Source organism: Buttiauxella sp. BIGb0552 (assembly GCF_004366275.1).
GTDB classification, from domain to species: domain Bacteria; phylum Pseudomonadota; class Gammaproteobacteria; order Enterobacterales; family Enterobacteriaceae; genus Buttiauxella; species Buttiauxella gaviniae.
Window position 1 is genome coordinate 483,558 of record NZ_SODY01000003.1, and the last position, 22,677, is coordinate 506,234.

A 22,677-nucleotide genomic window follows, 5' to 3' on the forward strand; every position below is an offset into this window, starting at 1 on the left:
AAATCTTCTGTGAATTGCGCACAGACATCACTGCGCGGCAAATGAACGTTACCTGACGGCTATTCTACCCATCAGGTCAGGTTTAACAATCGGCTGTAAGCAGTCATTAATTACACAACAATTGCTCCAGTTCACTTAATGTGGTCACTTCCCAGGTCGGCATGATGCCTTCAGGTAAGCTTCGTCCATGGGCATTGAGCCAGCAGGTGGCAATTCCTGCGTTCATGCCGCCTAAAATATCTGATTCCGCAGTGTCGCCAACCATCAATACTCGGTCGCGCGGCGGCTGGCCCATTTGCTCAAAGGTGTAATCAAAAATCTTACGATCGGGTTTCGCGACACCGACCTGTTCAGAAATCACCAGCAAATCGAAATAATCACGCAGACCGGTGCGCTCCAGGCGAATTTGCTGCAATGCAGTAAAACCGTTGGTGATAATACCGATTTTTACTTTATCTTTTAACGCATTAAGCAGCGAAATAGCCCCCGGCAACGGCACGCAAATTTCGGCCATGGCGTTGAGGAATGCAGCGTTTAAGTCACCCGCAGGAACTGATAACCTTTCGGACCAGCCCTCAAAACGCTGATGCTGTAACTGAAGAGCGCTAATGGCACCGTTCTGGTAATCGACCCATAAAGGCTTGTTAATTGCCTGGTAATCCTGGAAGTCTTCAGCGGTAAAGGTCACGCTATAATCGAGAAACATCCGCTGCAAACCGCCGAACGCGTCAAAGGTAAATAACGTTTCGTCAGCATCAAATAAAATCCAGTCCCAGTTCATCAACACACCTTTTTCAAATTAGCCTAACGGTAATGCCATGATGATGGCATCTTCGCGACCCTCTTTAGCCGGGTAGTAGTTACGGCGAATCGTCGCCTCGTTAAAACCCAGGCTTTCATAAAGTGCTATCGCAGCTGTGTTCGACGCGCGCACTTCAAGCCACAGGGTAAACACATCTCGCTTTTCCAGTTCGCTGATCAAATGCTCCAGCAACTGGCGACCTAATCCCTGACGTTGAAAATCGGGATCGACCGCAATATTAAACAGCGTCGCCTCATCCAACACGACTTGCGTCACCGCAAACGCCGCCATTTTGCCGTCTACGTCGAGACGCAAATTGAGATAGCGCTCACCTTCATTACTGGCGAAGGTTTTTTCACTCCATGGGAAAGCATGGCTGCGCTGTTCGATGGCGTAAGCCGCGCTCAAGTCACTTGTGGTGAGGGAAGAAATCGTTTTCATGTTCACAAATTTGCTGCCACAACGCCTGTCGAGCGGCGCCATTTTGATAAAGCTCGTTTAATTCGGGGGTCGCTAATTGCGCGCCTGGTATGGGAAGAGGTTCACTCACGCCCAATCGCCAGCTATTACAGCGGCTATCACCTGGCAGCATCGCGGCCCGTTCTGGTGTCAGTTGCATGACCTGCTGTGCATCCAAATTCAGGCTACGCAAAACATCGTTAACTAACGGATCGTTTAAAGCAGGAAGCGCTTCGGCGACCATCAGTAGCCTGATGTTTTCATGCAGTGAGACTGCAATTTCGCCCTGCAACGCAGCCGGGCGCCGCAACTCCCACTGGGTAATGCCCAGTTGTTGTAACAACCAGTCTCGTCGCAAAGGTATATGAGGCATAGCGAAACCAGGTAGAGAGTGCCAATTGGGGCGCAAATATAGCAAATTCATCGAATATGCGCCATTAAAGCTCTATTACACGAATTAATCGGAGTGGCAGCAAGGCAACAAACGAAGTCATCCCGATGAGCTTACTTGAGTAAGTGATTCAGGTGAATGAGTGCAGTGAACGCCGCTGCAACTTCGAGTAAGAAGTGTATAATCCCGGTTCTGATTTCCCAGGAGTAATTTGATGACTGCGTTAACCCCGGCAAGTGAAGTGCTACTGCGCCATAGCGATGATTTTACCGAAAGCCGCGTGCTGTTTGCCGGTGACTTACAAGACGATCTGCCAGCCCGTTTCGAAACGGCAGCAAGTCGCGTTCATACCCAACAATTTCACCACTGGCAGGTATTGAGCGCTCAGATGGGCGAAGATGCACAATACGGCCTGGTGGCTGACGCCAGCAGCATTGGCGACTGCAATACCCTGGTTTACTACTGGCCGAAAAATAAGCCAGAAGCTCAGTTCCAGCTGATGAATATTTTGTCGTTGATGCCCATTGGCAGCGATATTTTTGTTGTCGGTGAAAACCGTAGCGGAGTGCGTAGTGCTGAGCAGATGCTCGCTGAATTTTGCCCACTCAACAAAATCGATAGCGCGCGCCGTTGTGGCTTCTATCACGGTCGTCTGGAAACACAGCCGCAGTTTGATGAAAATTCCTGGTGGGATGAGTACCAACACGAAAGCCTGACCGTCAAAACCCTGCCTGGCGTATTTAGCCGTGATGGCCTGGATACCGGCAGTAAATTGCTGCTTTCCACGCTGACTGCGCACACCAAAGGCAAAGTGCTGGACGTGGGTTGTGGCGCTGGCGTGTTAGCTGTTTCACTTGCTAAGCATTCTCCAAAAGTTCGTCTGACATTAAGTGATGTTTCCGCACCGGCAGTTGCTGCCAGCCGCGCAACGCTTGCTGCCAACGGAATTGAAGGCGAAGTTATCGCCAGCAACGTCTATTCCGAAGTGAATGGTCGTTTTGACATGATTATCTCTAACCCACCGTTCCACGATGGCCTGCAAACCAGCCTTGATGCTGCGCACCAGTTGATTCGTGGCGCAATTCGTCACCTGAGTGTTGGCGGTGAATTACGTATTGTCGCGAACGCCTTCCTCGCCTATCCGGACGTGCTGGATGAAACGTTTGGTAATCATGAAGTGATCGCGCAGACGGGCCGTTTCAAAGTTTACCGCTCAGTGGTTGTGCGTGGGGCAAAGAAGAAGCGCTAACACACGCAGTGCCGCTTTTTACAGCGATTAGAAAAGCGGCACCAAATTAACTGTTGACGACGCGCAGAAAACATCTAGAATGCGCCTCCGTGGTTACAATACTTCGGTGTTGTGGGTATGCGAAGGTGGCGGAATTGGTAGACGCGCTAGCTTCAGGTGTTAGTGTTCTTACGGACGTGAGGGTTCAAGTCCCTCTCTTCGCACCATTAACCACGCAAGATATCGTTCGCACTGCGCGAAGGTGGCGGAATTGGTAGACGCGCTAGCTTCAGGTGTTAGTGTTCTTACGGACGTGAGGGTTCAAGTCCCTCTCTTCGCACCAATGCGAAGGCGATATCTTAGATAAGACTTGATTTGCGAAGGTGGCGGAATTGGTAGACGCGCTAGCTTCAGGTGTTAGTGCTCTAACGGGCGTGAGGGTTCAAGTCCCTCTCTTCGCACCAATTCTTATCAACTTCTCAGCAGTACTCTTTTATCCCTCGGTTTTATCTCGCTATTTCATCGTTCCCATATTCATCATCACCAAAGCAAGCCCACTGGCAAATGCAACGCACGACGGTAGCAGCACAAAATGACGTAACCGTTTATGGTACAGCATGGCTGTGGTCACCAATAATCCCAATACAATCAAGACGCGCCACTGACTAAAAGAAAGATCTAGATACAGTAACGCGGCGACGATGCCTGCCGGTACCAACACACCCCATGCACTTTCTAACTGACGTTGTAACATCATCGCTATCTCATCAATTGGTAATGATAACCAATATCATATGATATTATTTCTCGTTTGTCAGCGATAGCGTATCGTCAGTTTTACATGAGAAATGTTAAGCTTTCCGCATCATCAGATGACATATATTCAGTAAGGTGATAGATTGGCCCATAATGTTAAATCTCTGATTAACACCTATTGCCTACATGAAGTAATCACTTTCCGGATATATTTTCCTACTTCATTCACAGCATGATGTCGACATGAGTCGAAAGAACTATTTTTGATATGACAGCAACAAATTGGTCCACTTTACTCAAAGGGAAACATCAACTCTCTTTGCGTTTATTTTTATTATTGAATGCGTTTTCTGCGGGATTTAGCATGATATCCCCAGCAACTAATACGCAACATATTACAGTACCCATTGTTCTGGTGCTGGTGGTAAGCCTGTCCTGTCTGCTCTGGCAGCTGGTAAATAAAAAGAAACTAATTAACATTAACTTCATTTCGTTAATAATTGGCTTACTCTGGGCGGGGCATATCTATATAAAAGTCTCTGTAATGCCGAATAAAGACGTTTCTTTTTTAATTATTGCCTTGTTGGCAATATTATTTATTGGCGCAATATCTTTTATTAATAATATACAAGCATTTATTGCCGCATGTCTGCCTGCCACCTTAATCATATTCTGGCTTGATCAGGGTGCCAACTGGCCGCGCCTGTTGTATTCAATTGTTCTGCCAGGCGTGGGGATAACCATTCAACATATCATTCATCAGCGTCATGATAACTTTACGCGTCGTTTGATGAATAAGCTGCTTGAAGAAAAAGAAACCCTTAACGATCTGAGTATGTTAGATCCACTTACCGGTTTGAATAATCGCCGTGGGTTCCAGAACCGTTTTGATACTCTGCTCTCAGTCGGCAGCGGCCAGCATTACATACTGCTGCTGGATATCGACCATTTTAAATCCTACAACGATAACTATGGCCATAACATGGGCGATAAGGCTCTGACGCATGTCTCTGCGGCCATTCGTGACGCTGTTCGTTCACGTGATGTCGTCACGCGTTATGGCGGTGAAGAGTTTATGGTTTTACTGGTTGATGTCGATCCTGAACAAGCCTTGCAAACAGCAGAGCGCATTCGCCAACGCGTTTATGATTTAAATATTCAGCACATGTTTAATAAAAGCGTGGCGACCCATCTTACTATAAGCATCGGCCTTGCAGCACTTGAGCAGCATGACATTGAAGAAGCATTGCGCAAAGCTGACGGCGCACTTTATCGTGCCAAGCGACAGGGCCGTAACAGCATCTTTGTCAGCGAAACTCTCCTTCACTCGCAAACAGAACCCGCTCATTTTTAACGGCTAAATGCCTTGAACACAAAACAACCTTGCTAAAGGCGCTATCTATAGATAGGATTGGCAATCATTATCATTTGTATTAGTGGTCTTGTTTGTAGATGGCGTTTCAATCTTCTCAGCTTAACGACGATTTTGCGTGGCTACCGCCATTTACGCATTCGCAGCCGACGCTCGCGGATGAGTTACGCGCGCATTTTGCTATGCATCGACCATACTTCAACGACATCATCAAACTCAATGAACCTGCGCCTCACACCAGCCTGGCTCTGCACCAGTGGGCACAACCTGCGGCCTTAACTTCACTTCTCGCCTGCTACAGTGACCACATTTACCGGAACCAGCCACAGCTTGTGCGTGAAGGGAAGCCGCTAAAATCGCTATGGGCACAATGGTATCTTGGCTTGTTGGTTCCACCGCTAGTCATGGCATTGATTACCCAACCTCGAGCACTGGATATCGACCCGCAACATATCCATGTTGAGTTTCATGAAACAGGCAGAGCTGCTACTTTCTGGCTAGACGTTCAGGAAGATAAGATGGCGACGACAATGTCGTTAACCCAACGCCTTGAAAAACTGCTTATTAAAGGGTTAATGCCCGTCGTTGATGCACTGGAAAAAAGTGGTGAAATCAGTGGAAAACTTATCTGGAGTAATACGGGATATCTGCTGAACTGGTTTTTTGGCGAGCTCAGAGAGTTGCTGGATGAATCGACAATTGCCGAGTTACGTCATGCCTGTTTCTTTGAGAAACAACTGCAGGATGGTCAGGATAATCCCCTCTACCGTACCGTCATTCTCCGTGAAGGTTTGCTGGTACGTCGCACCTGCTGCCAACGCTATAAACTGCCAGATGTACAACGTTGCGGTGACTGTACGTTAAAGTAAAACGGTGGGTTTCCCCACCGTTTCATTTCACTTATCGCTCTTCTATTAAGCAGCCTGTTGGCTCTCTTCTCCAGATGATCTCTGTGCTTCTTCCGCTTCTTGTTCCAGCAACTGCTTCTCGTATACTTTGAAGAACGGGAAGTAGATGATGGCGGAAACCACAGCCAGCAGAATAACCAGAATCGCCGCGCGGAAATCCCAGCCCAGAGCCCATGCCGCACCAATTGGTGCAGGAGCAGTCCACGGCACAACTGAAATCACGCGGCCAATCAAATCCATCTTCATTGCGCCCCACGCCAGCACGGCGTTAACCATTGGAGCCAGCAGGAACGGAATAAAGAACACTGGGTTCATAACAATTGGCGTACCGAAAATGACCGGTTCGTTAATGTTAAAGAAACTTGGCACCACGCTTAGTCGCCCAATTGAGCGCAGGTGAGCTGATTTGCTACGCAGATAGCAAATCACCAGCCCCATGGTTGCACCCGAACCACCAATCACGATAAAGAACGTCCAGAACGCTTCCATAAAGATGTGCGGCAGTGGTGCACCTTGTGCCAACGCGCTCTGGTTCATACCGAGGTTGGTCAGCCAGAACATTTGCAGCATGCCAGAAATAATGGCCGCGCCGTGAATTCCTGCAAACCAAAGCAGATGTCCAATCAGCACCGCCAGCAAAATAGCAGGCAGTGAGTCCGCCGCAGAAACCAGCGGTTTAAACAGTGACATAATGGCTTGTGGAATCAACATTCCAAACTCAGACTGAATGAACAGGCTCAGCGGGTAAAGCGTTAGCACCACAACCAGAACGGGGATCAGAAGATCAAAGGAGTTTTTGATCATCGGTGGAACCTGGTCCGGGAGTTTGATTCCGATATTATGCGCTTTCAGGAAACGCATCATTTCGACACAGTAAATCGCCACCAGAATTGCAGTGAAAATCCCTGTCCCTCCCATGCTATCTACCGGCATCGTGCCTTTAGTTTTTGGTGCTGCCACCAGCAAGAAAGCCATGAGTGAAAGCATTGCACACATGAATGGGTCCAGACCGTGCGACTTCACATAGTGCTTACCGAGGTTATAGGCAATAGCCGCACAAATGTAGATAGACATAATGCCCATCGTCATATCAAACGGCGTCAGAATTTGCCCTTCAAACTGTTTCGCCATATCCAGCCACGCACGTGCAAACCCCCAGGTGGTGGTTGGCGAGAACGGTGGATAGGCAAAGACCAATAAGAACGAACCGACAATCATAAATGGCATCGCGGAAATAAACCCATCACGAATCGCCATAACATGGCGCTGTGAAGAGATTCGTCCCGCAACGGGACTAACGTAGTTTTCTACAAAACGGAAAATCAAATTAAAAGCTGCGTGATTCGTAGACATATCGGAACTCCAGTCAGGCTATCAACGCGAATGTAGCCGCGGGAAAAGTATCGCCGCGCAACAGTCCGTAATTCATAGAATTCGTCCCCGAAACCGGGACCTTTTTAGATACAGCTTTCAATTCGACATCAGTGGCACAGCATAAAAAAATCGGTTTCATAGGCTGCTCTTATTATTGGGTACAGGTGTGTGACCGTTTCAGTATTCATCGCTAATTGACGTACTGCAACCGGTTACTGAAACCGGTTGCAGTGAATGTGAAGAAGATCCAGAAATCACTGAAACTTTAACTTCTTTAGGTATTTCGCATCACAATGTCGCCCTTTCATTCGACACAATCAGGGTCGGTTTCACTGGTTTACATATAGCACATACTTATGCCAAATTATTTGCTGAACAAAATGGGAGAAAAGCATGAGCCTACAGTCCGTCCGGCAATTCTTTGCCGAAAACGCCCCCGATATCGACATCATTGAATTGAATCAAAGCACAGCAACTGTTGCTTTAGCTGCGGTAGCCCATAACGTTGAGCCTGGGCAGATTGCTAAGACATTGTCGTTGAAAGTGAAGGATAGAGTGGTGCTGGTTGTCGCGAAAGGTGACACACGCCTGGATAATAAAAAACTTAAAACTGTTTTTGGGGCCAAAGCCCGCATGCTTAGCAGTGATGAGGTTGTTACCTGGACAGGCCACCCCGTGGGCGGAGTGTGTCCTTTTGGACTAGAAAATCCGTTAACAGTTTACTGCGATATTTCACTTAAACAGTACGAGGAGGTTTTACCTGCTGCCGGAGCCATTCATAGTGCGGTGCGTATTTCCCCTGCTCGCTTAGCAGAACTCACCGCTGCAAATTGGGTTGATGTGTGCCAATAATCAGGAGACTGAGGACGGATTTAAGCTCCTCAGTCGTACCTTATTATTTTCATACTCACTGGTTATAAGGTGGAATATTTAACTCCCGCTTTCCATGATCACTGAATATCCAGGCATACATTTCGGCATCTGTTTTAATTTCCAATCGGCGCATAGCGCTTTTTTTTTGCGCACTAACGGTTTTATAGTTTTTTTCAAGGAGAGTCGCAATTTGAACCAACTTCCAACCTTTACTAATTAGCCGTAAAACTCGGCATTCTGAAAAAGTTAAACTCATTTTTACCATATCATTAACAGATGCCTGCTCTGCTTGCTCCAGCAAAAGATACTTGCTGATTCTTTCAATATCATCCGTGTTATTAAATATATGCTCAATAATACTACTCGTCGGTTCATGTAAAGACAGCAACGAAGTATTGGCTGTTAGCAATCGCTCAACCGCAATATTCCGTAGATGCAGAGGTAAAATAAATATCCATCTTACATGCTGAGATTTACTTTTTAGATAGTTCAGATAGTCACATTGTTCCAGAATCTCCTGTTGAGAACTATCCAGTTCAAGCATAACAACATCAACTTTATCCAGGATGTCTGAAGTCAGATCAAAATAATCAGCCAACAAAATCTGTGAAGATTCTGCCGCTGTTTCTCTCATAACAATCTGTAAACCTTCTCTCATCAAAGGGCGTTTACTAATAACTACCGCACGGCAAAATGGGTTACGCAGCAAGATGCGTACTTTGTTTTCTGGCATATTAATCTCCTTATAAAATAATCAATTCCCTGTAATGTCACAGCCAAAAACATGGAGATCTTTATCACAATGCAATCCCAATTTTTCCATTGCATGTCTTTTATGCGCGCTTACTGTTCTGATATCACGCCCTAAATGGTGAGCTACTTGAGTGACGTTATGGCCTAAAAATAGCTGCTCAATTACCTGAGTTTCGCATACCGTCAGCTCACCAGACATCTGCTCTTGTAGTATTTTTTTTATCATTGGGCTATATAGAGCGATGCTACTAGAGAGCGATTCTACTAGCAGTTCCATGAATATGGAGGGCAGCTCATACTGAGATATTATTACTCGTATACCAAGAGATGAAAGATACTTTAGAATGCTAACCTTATGATTGTGAGTGTAAATAACAATAGTTATATTTGGCTTTTCCTTTCGGCACCACTTAATAAACCTTATCTCCTCAGCTAGTTGCTTTGAGGTGTTACTGATATTTAAAATAGCCATGGAGTAAGGTTTTTTTAAAATTTCATCATAAGCGTCATCAATATGTTTGATGATATTAATCACATCTTTAATTCCTGGCTCTGTTTTGAGTTGATGCATGATACCTACTACCGTTAACGCACAGGGCACAACAATCATTATTTGGCTTAAATCATTACTTGTGGTGATGGTATTTTTCATATCATTCCCTTGATCAATATATCAACAATGAAAAAAACAAGAATAATAGATATACATGAAAAATAAAAATCAAAAAAAACAATACCAATGGAAATTAGCATTTTAAATTCATTATATTTAATAGAAAACAAGCTAATAGAGTGATGGAAAAGAAAAAAATAATTTAATATAAAAAATTACTTTAAAAAAGGAAATTAGCTTAAAGATCCCGAATTGGATGATTACGAAAATCCTTTGGCGTAGTTGCCATATGGCGGCGGAAAAAACGTGAAAAGTAAGTTGAGTCACTAAAACCAAGATAATCAGAAATTTGACTAACTGTCATGCTGGTGTAGAGCAAACTGCGTCGAGCTTCAAGCAACAGCCTTTGATGCAATACGTTTAGTGCGCTGTAGCCATAAAACTCATGGCACAGATTATTTAAATGCACACTGGATAGCCCTACGGCACTTGCATAATGCGTTACCGTAAGTTGCTCACGATAATGTCGTTCAACGAGTTGGTTAAACTGATGAATCACTGAACGTTTTCGCTCAACACGCGAACTGCCACTCTGGGCCGGAGTACATTGCCGATTAAGCCAAACCAGCAAGGCGCTAATCAGTGAATGCAACATCATATCGCGCGCTTCACCCTGCCCCTCATACTCACTTTGCAGAGTGCTAAACAGAGTATTAATTTGCCTGCGAGAGCCTTTCACCGGTAGGCAGGTTGCTTGTGAGAGCACCTGCAAAGGGCGACCAAACTGTTGTTCAAACTGCGTTATTAATGGCGCTGAAAAAGACAGTGAATAGCCCTGTGCTCCGGGCGAAAATTTAAAACCATGCACGCATAAGGCTGGAACAACTTGAATGCAGGCATGCGTCACGTGGTGAGTACAGCCCTCAATGTCTATCTCCACCTGACCTTTATGCAAATAAAGCAGTTGAACTAAATCCGCATGTTGATGCGTACGAATATGCCATTCATAAAGGCTACTACGGCTGTGGATAGACTCGCAATGCAGCAAATCAGATGCAGGCCAGTTCCGGCTTTCACCATAAAGTTTGAATACCGGAATACTGGTGTTCTGGGCCATGACATCCTCTTTCGTGATGATCAAATTCAATGCCGAAAGTATAGGTTATTCAATGGATTCAAATGGCAACCCGACATAATTTTCGGCAATGGTCGTCAAACCCGCACGCGATGACAGATAGTAGTCACGATCGGCCTGTTGCATCTTACGGTCAAACTCATCCATGCCTTCGAAATCATGAAGCAGATTCGTCATAAACCAGCTAAAACGCTCCCCTTTCCACACCCGGCGCAACGCCATTGGTGAATAAGTCTCCAGCAAATCAGTTCGCCCTTCGTGATACACCTTGCTCAAAATCCGATACAGATAGTTTACGTCAGATGCGGCAAGATTTAATCCTTTCGCCCCCGTCGGCGGTACGATATGAGCGGCGTCGCCCACCAGGAAAAGATGGCCATATTGCATCGGCTCAACCACAAAACTACGTAACGGGGCGATACTTTTCTCAAGTGAGTGACCAGTCACTAACTTCTCAGCCAGCTCTTTAGGCAACCGCTGCTTTAGTTCGCCCCAGAAGCGTTCATCTGACCAGGATTCAACATTGTCACTAAGCGAGACCTGTAAATAGTAGCGGCTTCTAGTTAGTGAGCGCTGACTACACAAAACGAATCCCCGCTCATGATGGGCATAAATAAGCTCATGATTCACTGGAGGCGTATCCGATAACAACCCTAGCCAGCCGAATGGATAAACACGCTCATACTCACGAGTGACTTCTTCAGGAATAGCTTTACGGGAAACACCGTGAAAGCCATCGCAACCCGCTATGTAGTCACAATCGATACGGCAGGTTTCGCCCTGCTTCTCGAAAGTGACATATGGACAATCACTTTTGACATCAAATAATTGCACGTTGCTAACACCGTATATGGAAACAGCATCAGTTGCTCGGCGCGCTCCCATCAAATCATGAGTTACTTCCGTCTGGCCATACACCATCACCGTCTTTCCGCCCGTCAGTTCTTTTAGCGCAACAGGGATACGCTTACCATCGACCAGAAACTCAACACCTTCATGGACTAACCCTTCCGCATCCATTCTTTTACTGACCCCAGCCTCACGTAATAAATCTACGGTGCCATTTTCCAGGATGCCTGCACGGATACGGCCTAAAACATGTTCGGGTGGTTGTCGTTCAAGCACCACATTGCTGATGCCTGCGTTATGCAGTAACTGCCCCAACAGTAGACCCGATGGACCAGCACCAATAATCACTACCTGAGTTTTCATAGGATACGTTCTCTGATATGCGTTATTAAAATGTTATTTTTATGTTTAACAATTGCTCGTTAATGCATTTTTAACGTCATCAGAGGGAAAAAGAAGGCCAATATCGGTCTAAAACGTGCACTTTTCGAAAGTCATGCAAAGAGTGTGGACGAGTTCATAGTTCGCCGAAAAAGTGTGCGAAATAGGTTATTTGGTTAAATGTTGATCTGGAGCGCCTGAGTCCAGGTAGCGGCATATGCTAATAATGAGGGATGTTAAAATTTGAGCGGCTATCGTCGCTTCTACCTTTCATAGGACAGGTATGTCGGAAGATGTAAACACGCAACGGGACGTGACTCGCCTTTGCATCCAGTGTGGGCTTTTTTTGCTGCAACATGGTGCCGAAAGCGCACTGGTGGAAGAACTTTCCTGTCGCCTTGGCATTGCCTTAGGCATGGATAGCGTTGAAAGCTCAATTTCAGCAAATGCTATTGTGCTAAGCACCATAAAAGACAATCAGTGCCTTACCACCACCCGTAAAAACACTGACCGCGGCATCAACATGCATGTAGTGACAGAAGTGCAACACATAGTGATTATGGCCGAGCATAAGCTTCTGGATCATAAGGATGTTTTGAAACGTTTTGCGCATATAAAACCGCTGCGCTATCCACGTTGGCTAGTGGTGCTAATGGTTGGCCTATCTTGTGGCTGCTTCTGTAAGCTAAATAAAGGCGGTTGGGATGGTGCCTTCGTCGCCTTTCTTGCCAGTTCTGTAGCGATGTATGTTCGCCTGGTGTTTACCGCACGCCACCTACACCCTCAAATTAATTTCTGCATTACGGCATTTGTTGCTACCACAATTTCTGGGTTACTCATTGCCAAAGGCCCATTTGCCACGACATCAAATATTGCCATGGCGGCAAGTGTGCTGTTACTGGTGCCGGGTTTTCCGCTGATTAATGCCGTAGCCGATATGTTTAAAGGTCACGTCAATACCGGGCTTGCAAGATGGGCAATGGCGAGCCTACTTACACTTGCTACCTGTATTGGTGTAGTGATGGCCATGTCACTATGGGGGTTGCGCGGATGGGAATAATCGATTTTTTACTGGCGTTGCTACAAGACATGGTGCTTGCGGCAATTCCCGCGCTAGGCTTTGCGCTGGTGTTTAACGTCCCGCAGCGTGCTTTGCCCTACTGCGCTCTGCTCGGCGCGATTGGCCACGGTTCCCGAATGGCAATGATGGCAGCAGGTATGAACATCGAATGGAGTACGTTTATCGCCTCCCTTCTGGTAGGCACGATTGGAATACAGTGGTCGCGTTGGTACCTGGCCCATCCTAAAGTGTTCACCGTAGCCGCGGTAATTCCCATGTTCCCAGGAATTTCTGCCTATACCGCGATGATTTCAGCGGTGAAACTTAGCCACTTTGGTTACACCGAAGACCTCATGATTCAGCTGCTCACCAACTTCCTGAAAGCCTCGTTTATCCTCGGCGCATTGTCTATTGGCTTATCTATTCCTGGCCTGTGGCTTTACCGTAAACGCCCGCGAGTGTGATGTGTTTCAGGGCTTCGCTAACTCATCAGTGCTTTGCCCACGTAAACTTGTTTTAATGTCATCAGGCCAGGTCTGTTACCCGCGGTCTGATGACATTAAGGAGCCTTGCGTGGAAACCCACGAAATTTATCTTCCTGAGCGTTTTGATGACGCCAGTCTGAAAGAAAAGATTTTCTTCAGCGCCATTAGTTTGTTCGCTGAATTTGGCCTTAACGGCGCACGCATGGAACAGATTGCCGAGAAAGCTAACACCACAAAGCGGATGGTGGTATATCACTTCAAAAGCAAAGAGCTGCTGTATGTTCAGGTGCTTGAGTATGTATATACCCAAATTCGTAGCTGTGAGCGCAAGCTCAATCTCTCCGACCAACCGCCGGTAGAAGCAATGGTGGAGTTGGTGGAATGGACATTTGATTTCCATGCCGAACACCCGGATTTTATTCGCATCATCTGTATGGAAAACATGCAGCGCGGGCGCTTCGTAAAAGAGTCAGCTTACCTGCGCGAAATTAACCGCAGCGCGTTGGAAGTATTGCAAGATGTACTCACACGCGGGCAGGAAAAACAGCTGTTCAATAAGCAGGTTTGCGCCAAAGACGTTCACCGCCTGATCAGTAGCTTTAGTTTTTACCATGTTGCTAACAGCTATACCTTTTCAAACTTCTTCGAAGATGGAGCGGAACCGGTTGATAGCACGGCCCATTACCGCGAAATGGCGGTAAAAGTGGTACTGCGCTATATCGGGCCGTAAATAACTCGGTAATCCAGCTGCTTTAAGAACTCTCTGAGCCTCAACAGGCCCAGAGAAAGCGGTATACTCGGCGGAAATTCTCCTGCGATGCAGGTTATCGAAAAAGAGTATAAAAGATGAAAGCAAGCAATCGTGTTATATGCGCTCTGGCGCTGGCAACGTCCGTATTTACCGGCCAGGCGATGGCATCAAGCTGGCAAGATCAACTCTCCAGCGCGGCAACAGAGTTAAGCAAAACCACCACCTCCAGCGGTAGCACCGCAACAACCGGCAATTCAATGGCGTCACTGACCAGCCTGCTTGGCGGCGGCACTAAAGCCCTGAGTTCAGACAGCATGACGAATGCGGCAGGTATTTTGCAGTACTGCATGAAGAATAAGCTGGTGTCCGCGACCAACCCGGACAACATCAAAAATCAGCTGATGGATAAATTAGGTTTAGATAGCGGCACAAAGCAAACTCCGCCTGAAGATTACACTCAGGGTTTGATGGGCTTACTGAACACCGGCAAAGGCCAGCAATTGGATCTGAAAACCATCGGTAATTCACCGCTGGCAGAAAAAGTCAAAACTCAGGCTTGTGATTTTGTCCTGAAGCAAGGCGTAAATTATCTCTCTTAATCAGATTGCCTGCCCCTGATCTTGGGGGCAGATTTAGGATTTCACTTTGATTTCCAGCACCGCGTAGACACCATCACTGGGTAACGTAACGGTGACATTTTTCAAATCGACACCCGCTGCAATAATAATATCTCTTAGCTCAGGTAATGTGCGCGGATAGAGTGTTGGCCAGCCGATACAGCGCAATAAAAAGGCAAGCTGCGGGCTAGAAGTCAGCATATTGGAAATAACCAACACACCGCCTGGCTTAACTAAGCGCAACGCATGGCGAATAAAACTCACCGCTTCAGATGTCGTAAAATATTCGAAAATCCCCAGACCATCAACGAGCTCAGCTGACTGTTCGCCCAGTTCCTGAACCAGCTTGTCACTGAAAATCATCCGGTCGAATAAATTCCTCATTAACAGCTGAAAATGATGCCCTTCCACCAGGCCATATTGTGTCGCAAGCCCACGGGCAAATTTCAGCGACTGCCTGTCGTGATCAACCAGCAATATAGTGAATTTCTGCGCGCGTAATTTCGCACCACGCAATGCTCTAAGCACGGGTACCGCAGCGCCACAGGCAAGACTTATCCAGTTGCCTGTAACATGATTATTGATATACACATCAGCAATCGCCGACATCACTTTCGCTCGTGACCGAACACCTTGTGCATCATTGGCATGTATAAACCATGCCCGGCTGTTGCTATCTATTTCCCTTCCGCTTATCAGGCGCTCGGCAAGCGGATGCTGCACAGACCATAATGAAAGAGCTGTAGGGACCAACTGGCAACGCCACTCTTCAAGTGCGGGACGGTTTATAAAGGCTTGTTCTGACAGCTTGTTTCGATAGCGTATCCGTCGCATTCCCTGACCATCCACAAAAATTTCCGGGGCTTCGAGTGTCGGATCACCTTCTAACTGCTGGTTGATATCATCAATCTGCTCTAAAACCTGATCTTTCATCGGCCAGCTATCGCTTATATCACTGTAAGAGATATGTTTAATGGCCAGATCCGCAGGTACAGAGCCTGGGATCACTGAGAGAAAAGGCTGCCAGGACATGTTAAACCTCTACACACGTTTTCTTTCAGTCTAGAAAATGTAGGGTTATTCACAGTCAGCAGAAAGTTGTAATTTACGGGCACCCTCACCCTGCTTTACTCAGGATGAGGGCTGGGAATTTAACGTAAAAATGACTCGGTCAGTTTGACCCAATATGTCGCGCCACCCGAAATACAGGCATCGTTAAATTGATACAGAGGATGGTGAACCGAATAGTCATTTTTGCCCGTCGCCGTGCCAAGCCACAGATAACAGCCAGGAACTTCCTCCAACATAAACGAGAAATCTTCGCTGCCCATCGCACTTTTTACCTGCGAAGGATCGGCAACTTTATCGGATCCAAAAACGTCACGTGCTATTTGCAGTGCAAACTCGGTCTGTTGAGGATCATTCACCGTCACCGGGTAGCCAAAATCCACCGCGATCGAGGCTTTAACACCAAAACTTTCAGCCTGGGCATTCACCAGCGTCTGGATCCGCTGTTTTACCACATCGCGTACTTCTGATTTAAAGGTACGCATATTCAGTTTAAGCACCGCACTGTGCGGGATAATGTTATGCGTGGTGCCACTTTGCAGGCTCCCTACGGTCACCACCGCAGAATCCTGCGGATCAACATTGCGCGAGACAATCGTTTGTAGCGCCATCACGATCGAGGCCCCGGCAACGGTAGGATCAATACAATGCTCCGGCATCGATCCGTGCCCGCCTTTGCCTTCAAGCGTAATCGTCATGCTGTCTGACGAGGCCATTAGTGCGCCAGGTTTGGTGGCGATTTCCCCGGCAGGAAGCAGCGGGAAATTGTGCAAGCCAAATACCGCATCGCATGGGAACAGCTTGAATAAACCGTCATCAATCATGCGCTTTGCACCACCGATAGACTCTTCTGACGGCTGGAAAATCAGGTGCAGCGTGCCGTTGAACGGGCGGTGCTCTGCCATATAACGTGCTGCTGATAACAAAATCGCGCAGTGTCCGTCATGCCCACAGGCATGCATTTTCCCCTCATTCACGCTCGCCCACGGCAGCCCGGTTTGTTCCTGCATCGGCAGTGCGTCCATATCGGCACGGATGCCCAAACGCTTACCGCCCTTCCCGACTTTTAACGTCCCAACCACGCCTGTTCCGCCCAGGCCACGATGCACCTCGTAACCCCAACCCGTCAGCAATTGGGCGATGCGATCGCTGGTGCGGAACTCCTCAAAACCTAATTCCGGGTGTTGATGGAAATCACGGCGGATAGCAATCATCTCTTCTTCGTGGTCGAGAATTTCTTTAATCAGCATAGGGTTATTCCTTTTTATTCATCACAGAAAGTTTTGCGTTCATGCCAGGCCAGCAATGCGCCGAATGTCACCACAGCACAGAACATCAAATACCAGGCTGGGGCCATGGGTTGCCCGGTGACTTTTAACAGCCAGGTCACGATCAATTGTGCGAAACCACCAAACAGCGTGACACCAATGGCATAAACCATAGCCATACCAGAAGCACGAACCGCTTTTGGGAAGGCTTCGAGGATCAACAAGAAAAAGGCGGCGGAACTGATATTGGCGAGGATCTGATCCACGGCGATCAGCGCCAGGGTAATGCCGAGCGGCGCACCGTGCAGAATGGTGGCGAAGATCGGCCAGATCAGGGCAAATGATCCTAATGCACAGGCGATCAAGATCGGTTTGCGTTTAGGTAATTTATCCGCCAGTTTGCCGCCAAAGAAAGGCACCACCAGCGTTAATGCCGCCGCCGTCAAACTCACCCACCACGACGTACTGGCAGGCATATGCAGCGTGTTAACCATATAAGCAGGCATGTAGTAGATGATGATGTAAAAGGTCGTGGTGCCTTTCATCACCAGCAAAATGCCCAGTAACAAAGCGCGGCGATGTTCGCGCCACAGCGTAAAAGTCGGGTTTTCTGCACTAACGGTTGGCGTCACAGTATGCGTTTCGGAAAGCTGGCGGCGGATATACAAACCAATCGGCATAATCGCCAGGCCAACAATAAACGGTATACGCCAGCCCCAGTCATAGAGCTGTTGCTCGCTCAGGACATGGCTTAATCCCGCGCCCATCGCCGCACCAAACAGTGCCGCCCCACCCTGGCTGGTCATCTGCCAGCTGACGCGTGCACCACGGCGAGATTTATCCCCCGCCTCCATCAACCATGAGGTCGCCGCCCCAACTTCCCCACCCGCTGAGAACCCCTGAAGCATACGCCCGGCCACCAGCACAACCGGCGCCATAATCCCCGCCTGCTGATAAGTCGGCGCAAAGGCCACCATCATGACACCTAAGGACATCAGACCGAGGATCAGCGTCATTGCCGATTTACGCCCGTGTTTATCGGCATAACTCCCAAGGACCATACTGCCGAGCGGGCGCATCACAAAGCCAACCCCAAAGGTCCCGACAGCCAGTAACAATGAGGTGTAATCGTTGGAGCTTGGGAAAAACAGATGACCAATGATCACCGAGAAAAAGCTGTAAACCGCAAAGTCGTAAATCTCGAGGCCATTGCCGAGAGTAACTGCCACCAACGACTTAGCGTTAGCGCGCTCCGGGACCAACGGCGCATCATACGGAAGCGAGGCTGACATCTCGGCATCCACCTGGGCATAGCTGACACGCTGTTTCATGCTCACGTCCTTTTTTTGTTACTCAGATGTAAACAAACTGGGATTGTGTTTTAACTATCTGCATAAAAAAAGAACATTACAATCATAAAAATTAGTTATGCCTTTGGTTATCTTATTTGTATTGTAAGAGAGCAAAATTTGCACCACGGTGATGATTCAGGCGGTACGGAAAATTGAAAATCAAACTAAATCAGTTAGATATTTTGTTGGAAGTTGCCGCGCAAGGCAGCATCGGCAAGGCGGCAAAGGCGTTACACCTCACACAACCCGCCATTTCTAAAACAATTCAGGAAATGGAAGCTGAAATCGGCATGCCGATTCTGCAACGCTCATCACGCGGCGTAACGTTAAATGAGTATGGGCAGGTTTTGCTGCGCCACGCTCGAGACATCGATCGCTCCCTGCATCAGGCACGGGATGAAATCGACAACCTGCTTGGCAAAGCCATGCGCCAGTTACGGGTTGGTTTTACTTCGGCGGCCTCTTACGGGCCATTTACCAACACGCTGATTCAATTTCAGGCACGCTATCCCGGCGTAAAACTGATTGTGATGGAAGGCAGGCCGCAGCAAATTCACGATGCGCTTGAGAACCAACGGCTGGATATTGCCGTCATCACCACCGCCAGCAATGTGGCGCCAAACGGAATGTATTATGAAACGCTGTATGCCCTTGGCAACACGGTGATTGCCGGTAACCAGCACCCCGTCACACACACAACCTCACTGAAACATTTGATGGATTACCCCTGGCTGGACTGGGATGAACCCGGTGAGCACTCCATTCTTGGGCAAGTTTTTCGTCGTTATAACCTGCCTCTACCGCAAAATATTATCCACTGCTCATCACCCTGGATCATGGCGCGCATGATGGAACAAACGGATGCGGTAAGCATGTGGACATCCGTGCGCCTGCGCTTTCCAGGCTACAGCCCGAACCTTCGGCCGCTGGTGCTGCGCGAAGTGCTTCCGGCCAGCAGCATCTGCATTTTGTGCCCAAATATTGCCAGGCTTTCAACCGCCGGAAATACCTTTATGGAAATGCTGAGGATTAATACGCGTGACTGGTTGCAGGATAGTGATGCACTGGAGATGGTGGCGCGGGTTTAGACGTTTTATTGCGGCCAGGCTACAAGGCCAGGCCGCATGATTCACAAGTTAGCTCAAATCAGCACCGTTACTGGCTATCACTTTCTTGTACCAGTAAAACGATTTTTTACGCGTGCGGGCGAGTGTACCGTTGCCCTGGTCGTCGCGATCAACGTAGATAAAGCCGTAGCGCTTGCTCATTTCTCCGGTCGATGCTGATACCAAATCAATGCAGCCCCACGATGTGTAACCGATAACCGGGATACCGTCGTCGATGGCGTCTGCCATCGCTTTGATGTGCTCACGCAAATAGCTGATGCGATAGTCGTCGTTGATTTCGCCCTGCTCGTTAATTTCATCTTTTGCACCGAGTCCGTTTTCCACCAGGAATAACGGTTTCTGGTAGCGGTCGTACATCATGTTCATGGTGATGCGCAGACCGAGCGGGTCAATACCCCAACCCCATTCGCTCGCTTGAATATGCGGGTTTTTCAGGGATTTCACGATGTTTGCCGCATTGCTGTTTTGGTCGTTCATATCAGCCGAAGCGCAGCGCGAAGCGTAGTAACTGAATGAGACAAAATCGACAGTGTTTTTAAGGATTTCGTCATCACCAGGCTGCACTTCAAGCTCAAAACCTTTCTCGCGGAACAAGCGTTTGGTATAGGCCGGATAAGCACCACGCGCCTGCACATCAATAAAGAACAGGTTCTCACGGTCTTTTTCCAGTGCAGCCCAAACATCTTCAGGTTTGCAAGAATACGGGTAGAAATTCCCACCCGCTAACATACAGCCCACCTGATTGTTCGGATTCACTTCGTGGGCAATTTTAGTCGCCAGGGCGCTTGCCAGCAGTTCGTGGTGCGTCGCCTGGTACTTCACTTGTTCTTTATTATCGCCTGCTTCGAATACCAGACCTGCGCCAGAGAATGGGCTGTGTAGCAAGATATTGATTTCGTTGAAAGTGAGCCAGTATTTCACCAGGCCATCGAACGCTTCAAAACAGGTACGCGCATACCGGGTAAAAAACTCCACCATTTTGCGGTTACGCCAGGAACCGTACTCTTTAACCAGATGCATTGGCACATCGAAATGGCACAGTGTGACCAGCGGTTCTATACCGTACTTTTTACACTCGGCAAACATGTCACGGTAAAAAGCGATGCCTTCCGCGTTTGGCGTTAATTCATCGCCATTAGGGTAAATACGGCTCCAGGCAATGGAAGTACGAAATACGGTGAAACCCATTTCGGCCATCAGCGCGATGTCTTCTTTGTAACGATGATAGAAATCGATACCGACATGGCTCGGGTAGTATTCGTCATCACGCAAACTAAAACGCTTTTCGATACCCAGTTTTACCGACATACGGTCTTTACCATGCGGGATGGTATCAACCGTGGTTAGCCCTTTACCGCCTTCAAGATATGCGCCTTCAGCCTGGTTCGCAGCTATCGCTCCGCCCCATAAAAAATCCTTCGGAAATAGAGATTCGCTCATGAGATTCCTCTTCTAAATTAATTTGCGCTTGCAGATGCAACAACGGCGTTTGGCTGTACTTGTTCTTTCTCTTTAGTTTGTTCTTGTTCAACCGGGATATCTTCGAAGCCCAGTAACAGTGTCAGGAAGAAAGAGAGCACCACCGCGAGGATCATCACGCCAAACACCCATACGATGCTCATTGGATTCGCGGGGTCAAAGAACTGCACGCTGGTAAATAAACCTGGAGAGGCCATCGAATGGCTCGCCAGCCCGCCGATTCCGGCGACCGCTCCGCAGACAAAACCACTGATTAATGCCGCAATCAATGGGCGCTTAAGACGCACCGCCACACCGTAAAGCGCAGGTTCAGAAATACCCGCTACTATCGCTGAGGCTGCCGCAGCAAGAGCCGTCTGGCGCAGTTCAGGGTTTTTCGTTTTCCATGCCACTGCTAAAGATGAACCGCCGAGTGACAAGTTGGCACCGATTTCAGATGGCATAACCATCCCTTCTTTGCCCGTCTCCGCGATGGTTTGAATAATAGACGGCGTGAATACGCGGTGCATGCCTGTCATCACCAGCAGTGGCCACAGCGCGCCCATAATCGCCACCGACAACCAGCCAAGGTAGTGGTGGATGGTGTAAACCAGTGAAGAAATACCGGTACCAATCCAGATACCCAGCGGGCCAATCAGCATGATGGCAATCGGGGCTGAGATAAGCACAATCAGCATCGGTTTCAGGAAGTTTTTCGTGACCGCAGGCGTGATACGGTCAACCCATCTTTCGATGTAAGACAGCAGCCAGGTCATGCACAGCGCTGGGATAACGGTGTAGGTGTATTTCACCGCAGTGACCGACATCCCCATAAATTCAACGTGTTGCCCCTGGGCCGCTTTCGCCATCAGGTCGACAAAGTTTGGATGAACCAGAACCCCGGCAATCGCGATGGCCAGCGACATATTGGTTTTGAATTTTACCGCCGCAGAAGCCGCGACCATGACAGGCAGGAAGAAGAACGCGCCATCACCAATCACATTCAGAATGACAAGCGTTGAGGAGCCTTTCTCGAAGACGCCGGTCATGTCCAGAATCATCGCCAACAGTTTTACCATTGAGCCGCCAATAATGGCGGGGATCAGCGGTGACATGGTGCCAATCAGGGCATCCAGAATCCCTGCGCCAATGCGTTTCAGGGTGATTTTGCTTTTGCCTTGTGCGGGTTCAGCGGGCTGCATACCTTCTGGCAAGAGTTTCAATACTTCAGCGTAGGCCTGAGACACGGTGTTACCGATAATCACCTGGCACTGATTTTCGCTGCGAACGACACCCATCACGCCATTGATAGCTTTCAGTTTTGCAGTATCTACGATGCTGTCGTCATTGAGTACGAACCGCAAACGCGTCATGCAATGAGTCACCGCGCCAACGTTACCTGCGCCACCAATTGCGTCGACTATCGACTGTGATACTGCCGCATAATTCTTAGCCATGAGCTACCACTCTTTCGTATTTAAATTCATGTAGTTATGAATGATTTATGCCGGTAACACCGCGTCGACGAGTAGGGGTTCGAGAAATAGGTAACCGGTTCCACATTAGATTGGACATGAAAAATAAACAGATCAAACAC

General features: G+C 48.0%; 23 protein-coding genes and 3 tRNA genes. 12 read left to right on the plus strand and 14 right to left on the minus strand.

Annotated features, from left to right (window positions below; translation table 11 throughout):
• Nucleotides 1-106: 106 nt before the first annotated feature.
• The 3 genes from yjjG to EDF88_RS11185 are packed head-to-tail and all read right to left on the minus strand — an operon-like array spanning nt 107 to nt 1,625.
• Complete coding sequence (gene yjjG, locus EDF88_RS11175; protein ID WP_134184705.1) at nt 107-781, minus strand: pyrimidine 5'-nucleotidase; 675 nt, start codon at nt 779-781, stop codon at nt 107-109.
• A gap of 18 nt (nt 782-799) precedes the next feature.
• Nucleotides 800-1,243, minus strand: a complete 444-nt coding sequence (rimI, locus tag EDF88_RS11180; protein ID WP_064513883.1) for a ribosomal protein S18-alanine N-acetyltransferase — start codon at nt 1,241-1,243, stop codon at nt 800-802.
• The gene (locus EDF88_RS11185; RefSeq protein ID WP_208326140.1) at nt 1,212-1,625 is read right to left on the minus strand and encodes a DNA polymerase III subunit psi; all 414 of its coding nucleotides are present in this window, start codon (nt 1,623-1,625) and stop codon (nt 1,212-1,214) included. The genes rimI and EDF88_RS11185 overlap by 32 nt, the downstream gene beginning before the upstream one ends.
• Nucleotides 1,626-1,866: 241 nt before the next feature.
• Between EDF88_RS11185 and rsmC the strand changes: the two genes are divergently transcribed.
• The 4 genes from rsmC (at nt 1,867) to EDF88_RS11205 (ending at nt 3,344) form a co-directional block, all read left to right on the plus strand.
• Nucleotides 1,867-2,901 carry a 16S rRNA (guanine(1207)-N(2))-methyltransferase RsmC gene (gene rsmC, locus EDF88_RS11190; RefSeq protein ID WP_064513886.1) on the plus strand — a complete coding sequence of 345 codons (1,035 nt, stop codon included), beginning with the start codon at nt 1,867-1,869 and terminating at the stop codon, nt 2,899-2,901.
• Nucleotides 2,902-3,020: 119 nt separating this feature from the next.
• Nucleotides 3,021-3,107: transfer RNA gene (locus EDF88_RS11195), tRNA-Leu, on the plus strand.
• A 29-nt stretch (nt 3,108-3,136) separates the two neighbouring features.
• Nucleotides 3,137-3,223, plus strand: a tRNA-Leu gene (locus EDF88_RS11200).
• Between the two features lie 34 nt (nt 3,224-3,257).
• A tRNA-Leu gene (locus EDF88_RS11205) sits at nt 3,258-3,344 on the plus strand.
• 50 nt (nt 3,345-3,394) lie between these two features.
• Here the strand turns inward: EDF88_RS11205 and EDF88_RS11210 are convergent.
• Nucleotides 3,395-3,634, minus strand: coding sequence for a DUF1435 domain-containing protein (locus tag EDF88_RS11210; protein WP_134184877.1), 240 nt, complete (start codon nt 3,632-3,634; stop codon nt 3,395-3,397).
• 270 nt (nt 3,635-3,904) lie between these two features.
• Here EDF88_RS11210 and EDF88_RS11215 point away from each other — a divergent pair, with 270 nt between their 5' ends.
• Both EDF88_RS11215 and fhuF read left to right on the plus strand, forming a co-directional pair.
• Nucleotides 3,905-4,990 carry a GGDEF domain-containing protein gene (locus EDF88_RS11215; protein ID WP_064513888.1) on the plus strand — a complete coding sequence of 362 codons (1,086 nt, stop codon included), beginning with the start codon at nt 3,905-3,907 and terminating at the stop codon, nt 4,988-4,990.
• 98 nt (nt 4,991-5,088) lie between these two features.
• Nucleotides 5,089-5,877 (plus strand): siderophore-iron reductase FhuF, encoded by a 789-nt coding sequence (gene fhuF, locus EDF88_RS11220; protein ID WP_134184709.1) that lies wholly within the window; start codon nt 5,089-5,091, stop codon nt 5,875-5,877.
• A gap of 45 nt (nt 5,878-5,922) precedes the next feature.
• Here fhuF and EDF88_RS11225 read toward each other — a convergent pair whose 3' ends face one another.
• Nucleotides 5,923-7,269 carry a PTS sugar transporter subunit IIC gene (locus EDF88_RS11225; protein ID WP_064513892.1) on the minus strand — a complete coding sequence of 449 codons (1,347 nt, stop codon included), beginning with the start codon at nt 7,267-7,269 and terminating at the stop codon, nt 5,923-5,925.
• 414 nt (nt 7,270-7,683) lie between these two features.
• Here EDF88_RS11225 and EDF88_RS11230 point away from each other — a divergent pair, with 414 nt between their 5' ends.
• Nucleotides 7,684-8,142 (plus strand): YbaK/EbsC family protein, encoded by a 459-nt coding sequence (locus EDF88_RS11230; protein ID WP_064513894.1) that lies wholly within the window; start codon nt 7,684-7,686, stop codon nt 8,140-8,142.
• A gap of 55 nt (nt 8,143-8,197) precedes the next feature.
• Here the strand turns inward: EDF88_RS11230 and EDF88_RS11235 are convergent, their stop codons facing one another.
• From EDF88_RS11235 to pobA, 4 genes are all read right to left on the minus strand, one after another.
• Nucleotides 8,198-8,896 carry a LuxR C-terminal-related transcriptional regulator gene (locus tag EDF88_RS11235; RefSeq protein ID WP_134184711.1) on the minus strand — a complete coding sequence of 233 codons (699 nt, stop codon included), beginning with the start codon at nt 8,894-8,896 and terminating at the stop codon, nt 8,198-8,200.
• A gap of 21 nt (nt 8,897-8,917) precedes the next feature.
• Complete coding sequence (locus tag EDF88_RS11240; protein WP_134184713.1) at nt 8,918-9,568, minus strand: LuxR C-terminal-related transcriptional regulator; 651 nt, start codon at nt 9,566-9,568, stop codon at nt 8,918-8,920.
• Nucleotides 9,569-9,767: 199 nt separating this feature from the next.
• On the minus strand, nt 9,768-10,646 hold the full coding sequence (locus EDF88_RS11245; RefSeq protein ID WP_134184715.1) for a helix-turn-helix domain-containing protein: 879 nt from the start codon (nt 10,644-10,646) through the stop codon (nt 9,768-9,770).
• 45 nt (nt 10,647-10,691) lie between these two features.
• Nucleotides 10,692-11,876: a 4-hydroxybenzoate 3-monooxygenase gene (pobA, locus tag EDF88_RS11250; protein ID WP_134184717.1), complete on the minus strand. Its 1,185-nt coding sequence runs from the start codon at nt 11,874-11,876 to the stop codon at nt 10,692-10,694.
• A 301-nt stretch (nt 11,877-12,177) separates the two neighbouring features.
• Here pobA and EDF88_RS11255 point away from each other — a divergent pair, with 301 nt between their 5' ends.
• The 4 genes from EDF88_RS11255 (at nt 12,178) to EDF88_RS11270 (ending at nt 14,789) form a co-directional block, all read left to right on the plus strand.
• A complete protein-coding gene (locus tag EDF88_RS11255) occupies nt 12,178-12,954 on the plus strand; it encodes a threonine/serine exporter ThrE family protein (protein WP_034459513.1) in 777 nt (258 codons plus the stop codon).
• On the plus strand, nt 12,945-13,418 hold the full coding sequence (locus EDF88_RS11260; protein ID WP_064513905.1) for a threonine/serine exporter: 474 nt from the start codon (nt 12,945-12,947) through the stop codon (nt 13,416-13,418). Before EDF88_RS11255 ends, EDF88_RS11260 begins: the two co-directional genes overlap by 10 nt.
• Nucleotides 13,419-13,527: 109 nt before the next feature.
• Nucleotides 13,528-14,169, plus strand: coding sequence for a TetR family transcriptional regulator (locus EDF88_RS11265; protein ID WP_064513908.1), 642 nt, complete (start codon nt 13,528-13,530; stop codon nt 14,167-14,169).
• A gap of 116 nt (nt 14,170-14,285) precedes the next feature.
• Nucleotides 14,286-14,789: a DUF2501 domain-containing protein gene (locus tag EDF88_RS11270; RefSeq protein ID WP_064513910.1), complete on the plus strand. Its 504-nt coding sequence runs from the start codon at nt 14,286-14,288 to the stop codon at nt 14,787-14,789.
• 33 nt (nt 14,790-14,822) lie between these two features.
• Here EDF88_RS11270 and EDF88_RS11275 read toward each other — a convergent pair whose 3' ends face one another.
• From EDF88_RS11275 to EDF88_RS11285, 3 genes are all read right to left on the minus strand, one after another.
• Complete coding sequence (locus EDF88_RS11275) at nt 14,823-15,839, minus strand: class I SAM-dependent methyltransferase (protein WP_134184719.1); 1,017 nt, start codon at nt 15,837-15,839, stop codon at nt 14,823-14,825.
• Between the two features lie 119 nt (nt 15,840-15,958).
• A complete protein-coding gene (locus tag EDF88_RS11280; protein ID WP_134184721.1) occupies nt 15,959-17,125 on the minus strand; it encodes a M20 aminoacylase family protein in 1,167 nt (388 codons plus the stop codon).
• A 14-nt stretch (nt 17,126-17,139) separates the two neighbouring features.
• Entirely contained in the window at nt 17,140-18,474 is a 1,335-nt protein-coding gene (locus tag EDF88_RS11285; protein ID WP_134184723.1) for an MFS transporter, read from the minus strand.
• A gap of 173 nt (nt 18,475-18,647) precedes the next feature.
• On the opposite strand from EDF88_RS11285, the gene EDF88_RS11290 reads away from it, so the two are divergent.
• Complete coding sequence (locus EDF88_RS11290; protein WP_064513918.1) at nt 18,648-19,583, plus strand: LysR family transcriptional regulator; 936 nt, start codon at nt 18,648-18,650, stop codon at nt 19,581-19,583.
• A gap of 48 nt (nt 19,584-19,631) precedes the next feature.
• Here EDF88_RS11290 and EDF88_RS11295 read toward each other — a convergent pair whose 3' ends face one another.
• On the minus strand, nt 19,632-21,062 hold the full coding sequence (locus EDF88_RS11295) for a 6-phospho-beta-glucosidase (protein WP_064513920.1): 1,431 nt from the start codon (nt 21,060-21,062) through the stop codon (nt 19,632-19,634).
• Nucleotides 21,063-21,079: 17 nt separating this feature from the next.
• Nucleotides 21,080-22,537 carry a PTS cellobiose/arbutin/salicin transporter subunit IIBC gene (ascF, locus tag EDF88_RS11300; protein WP_134184725.1) on the minus strand — a complete coding sequence of 486 codons (1,458 nt, stop codon included), beginning with the start codon at nt 22,535-22,537 and terminating at the stop codon, nt 21,080-21,082.
• Nucleotides 22,538-22,677: the final 140 nt, after the last annotated feature.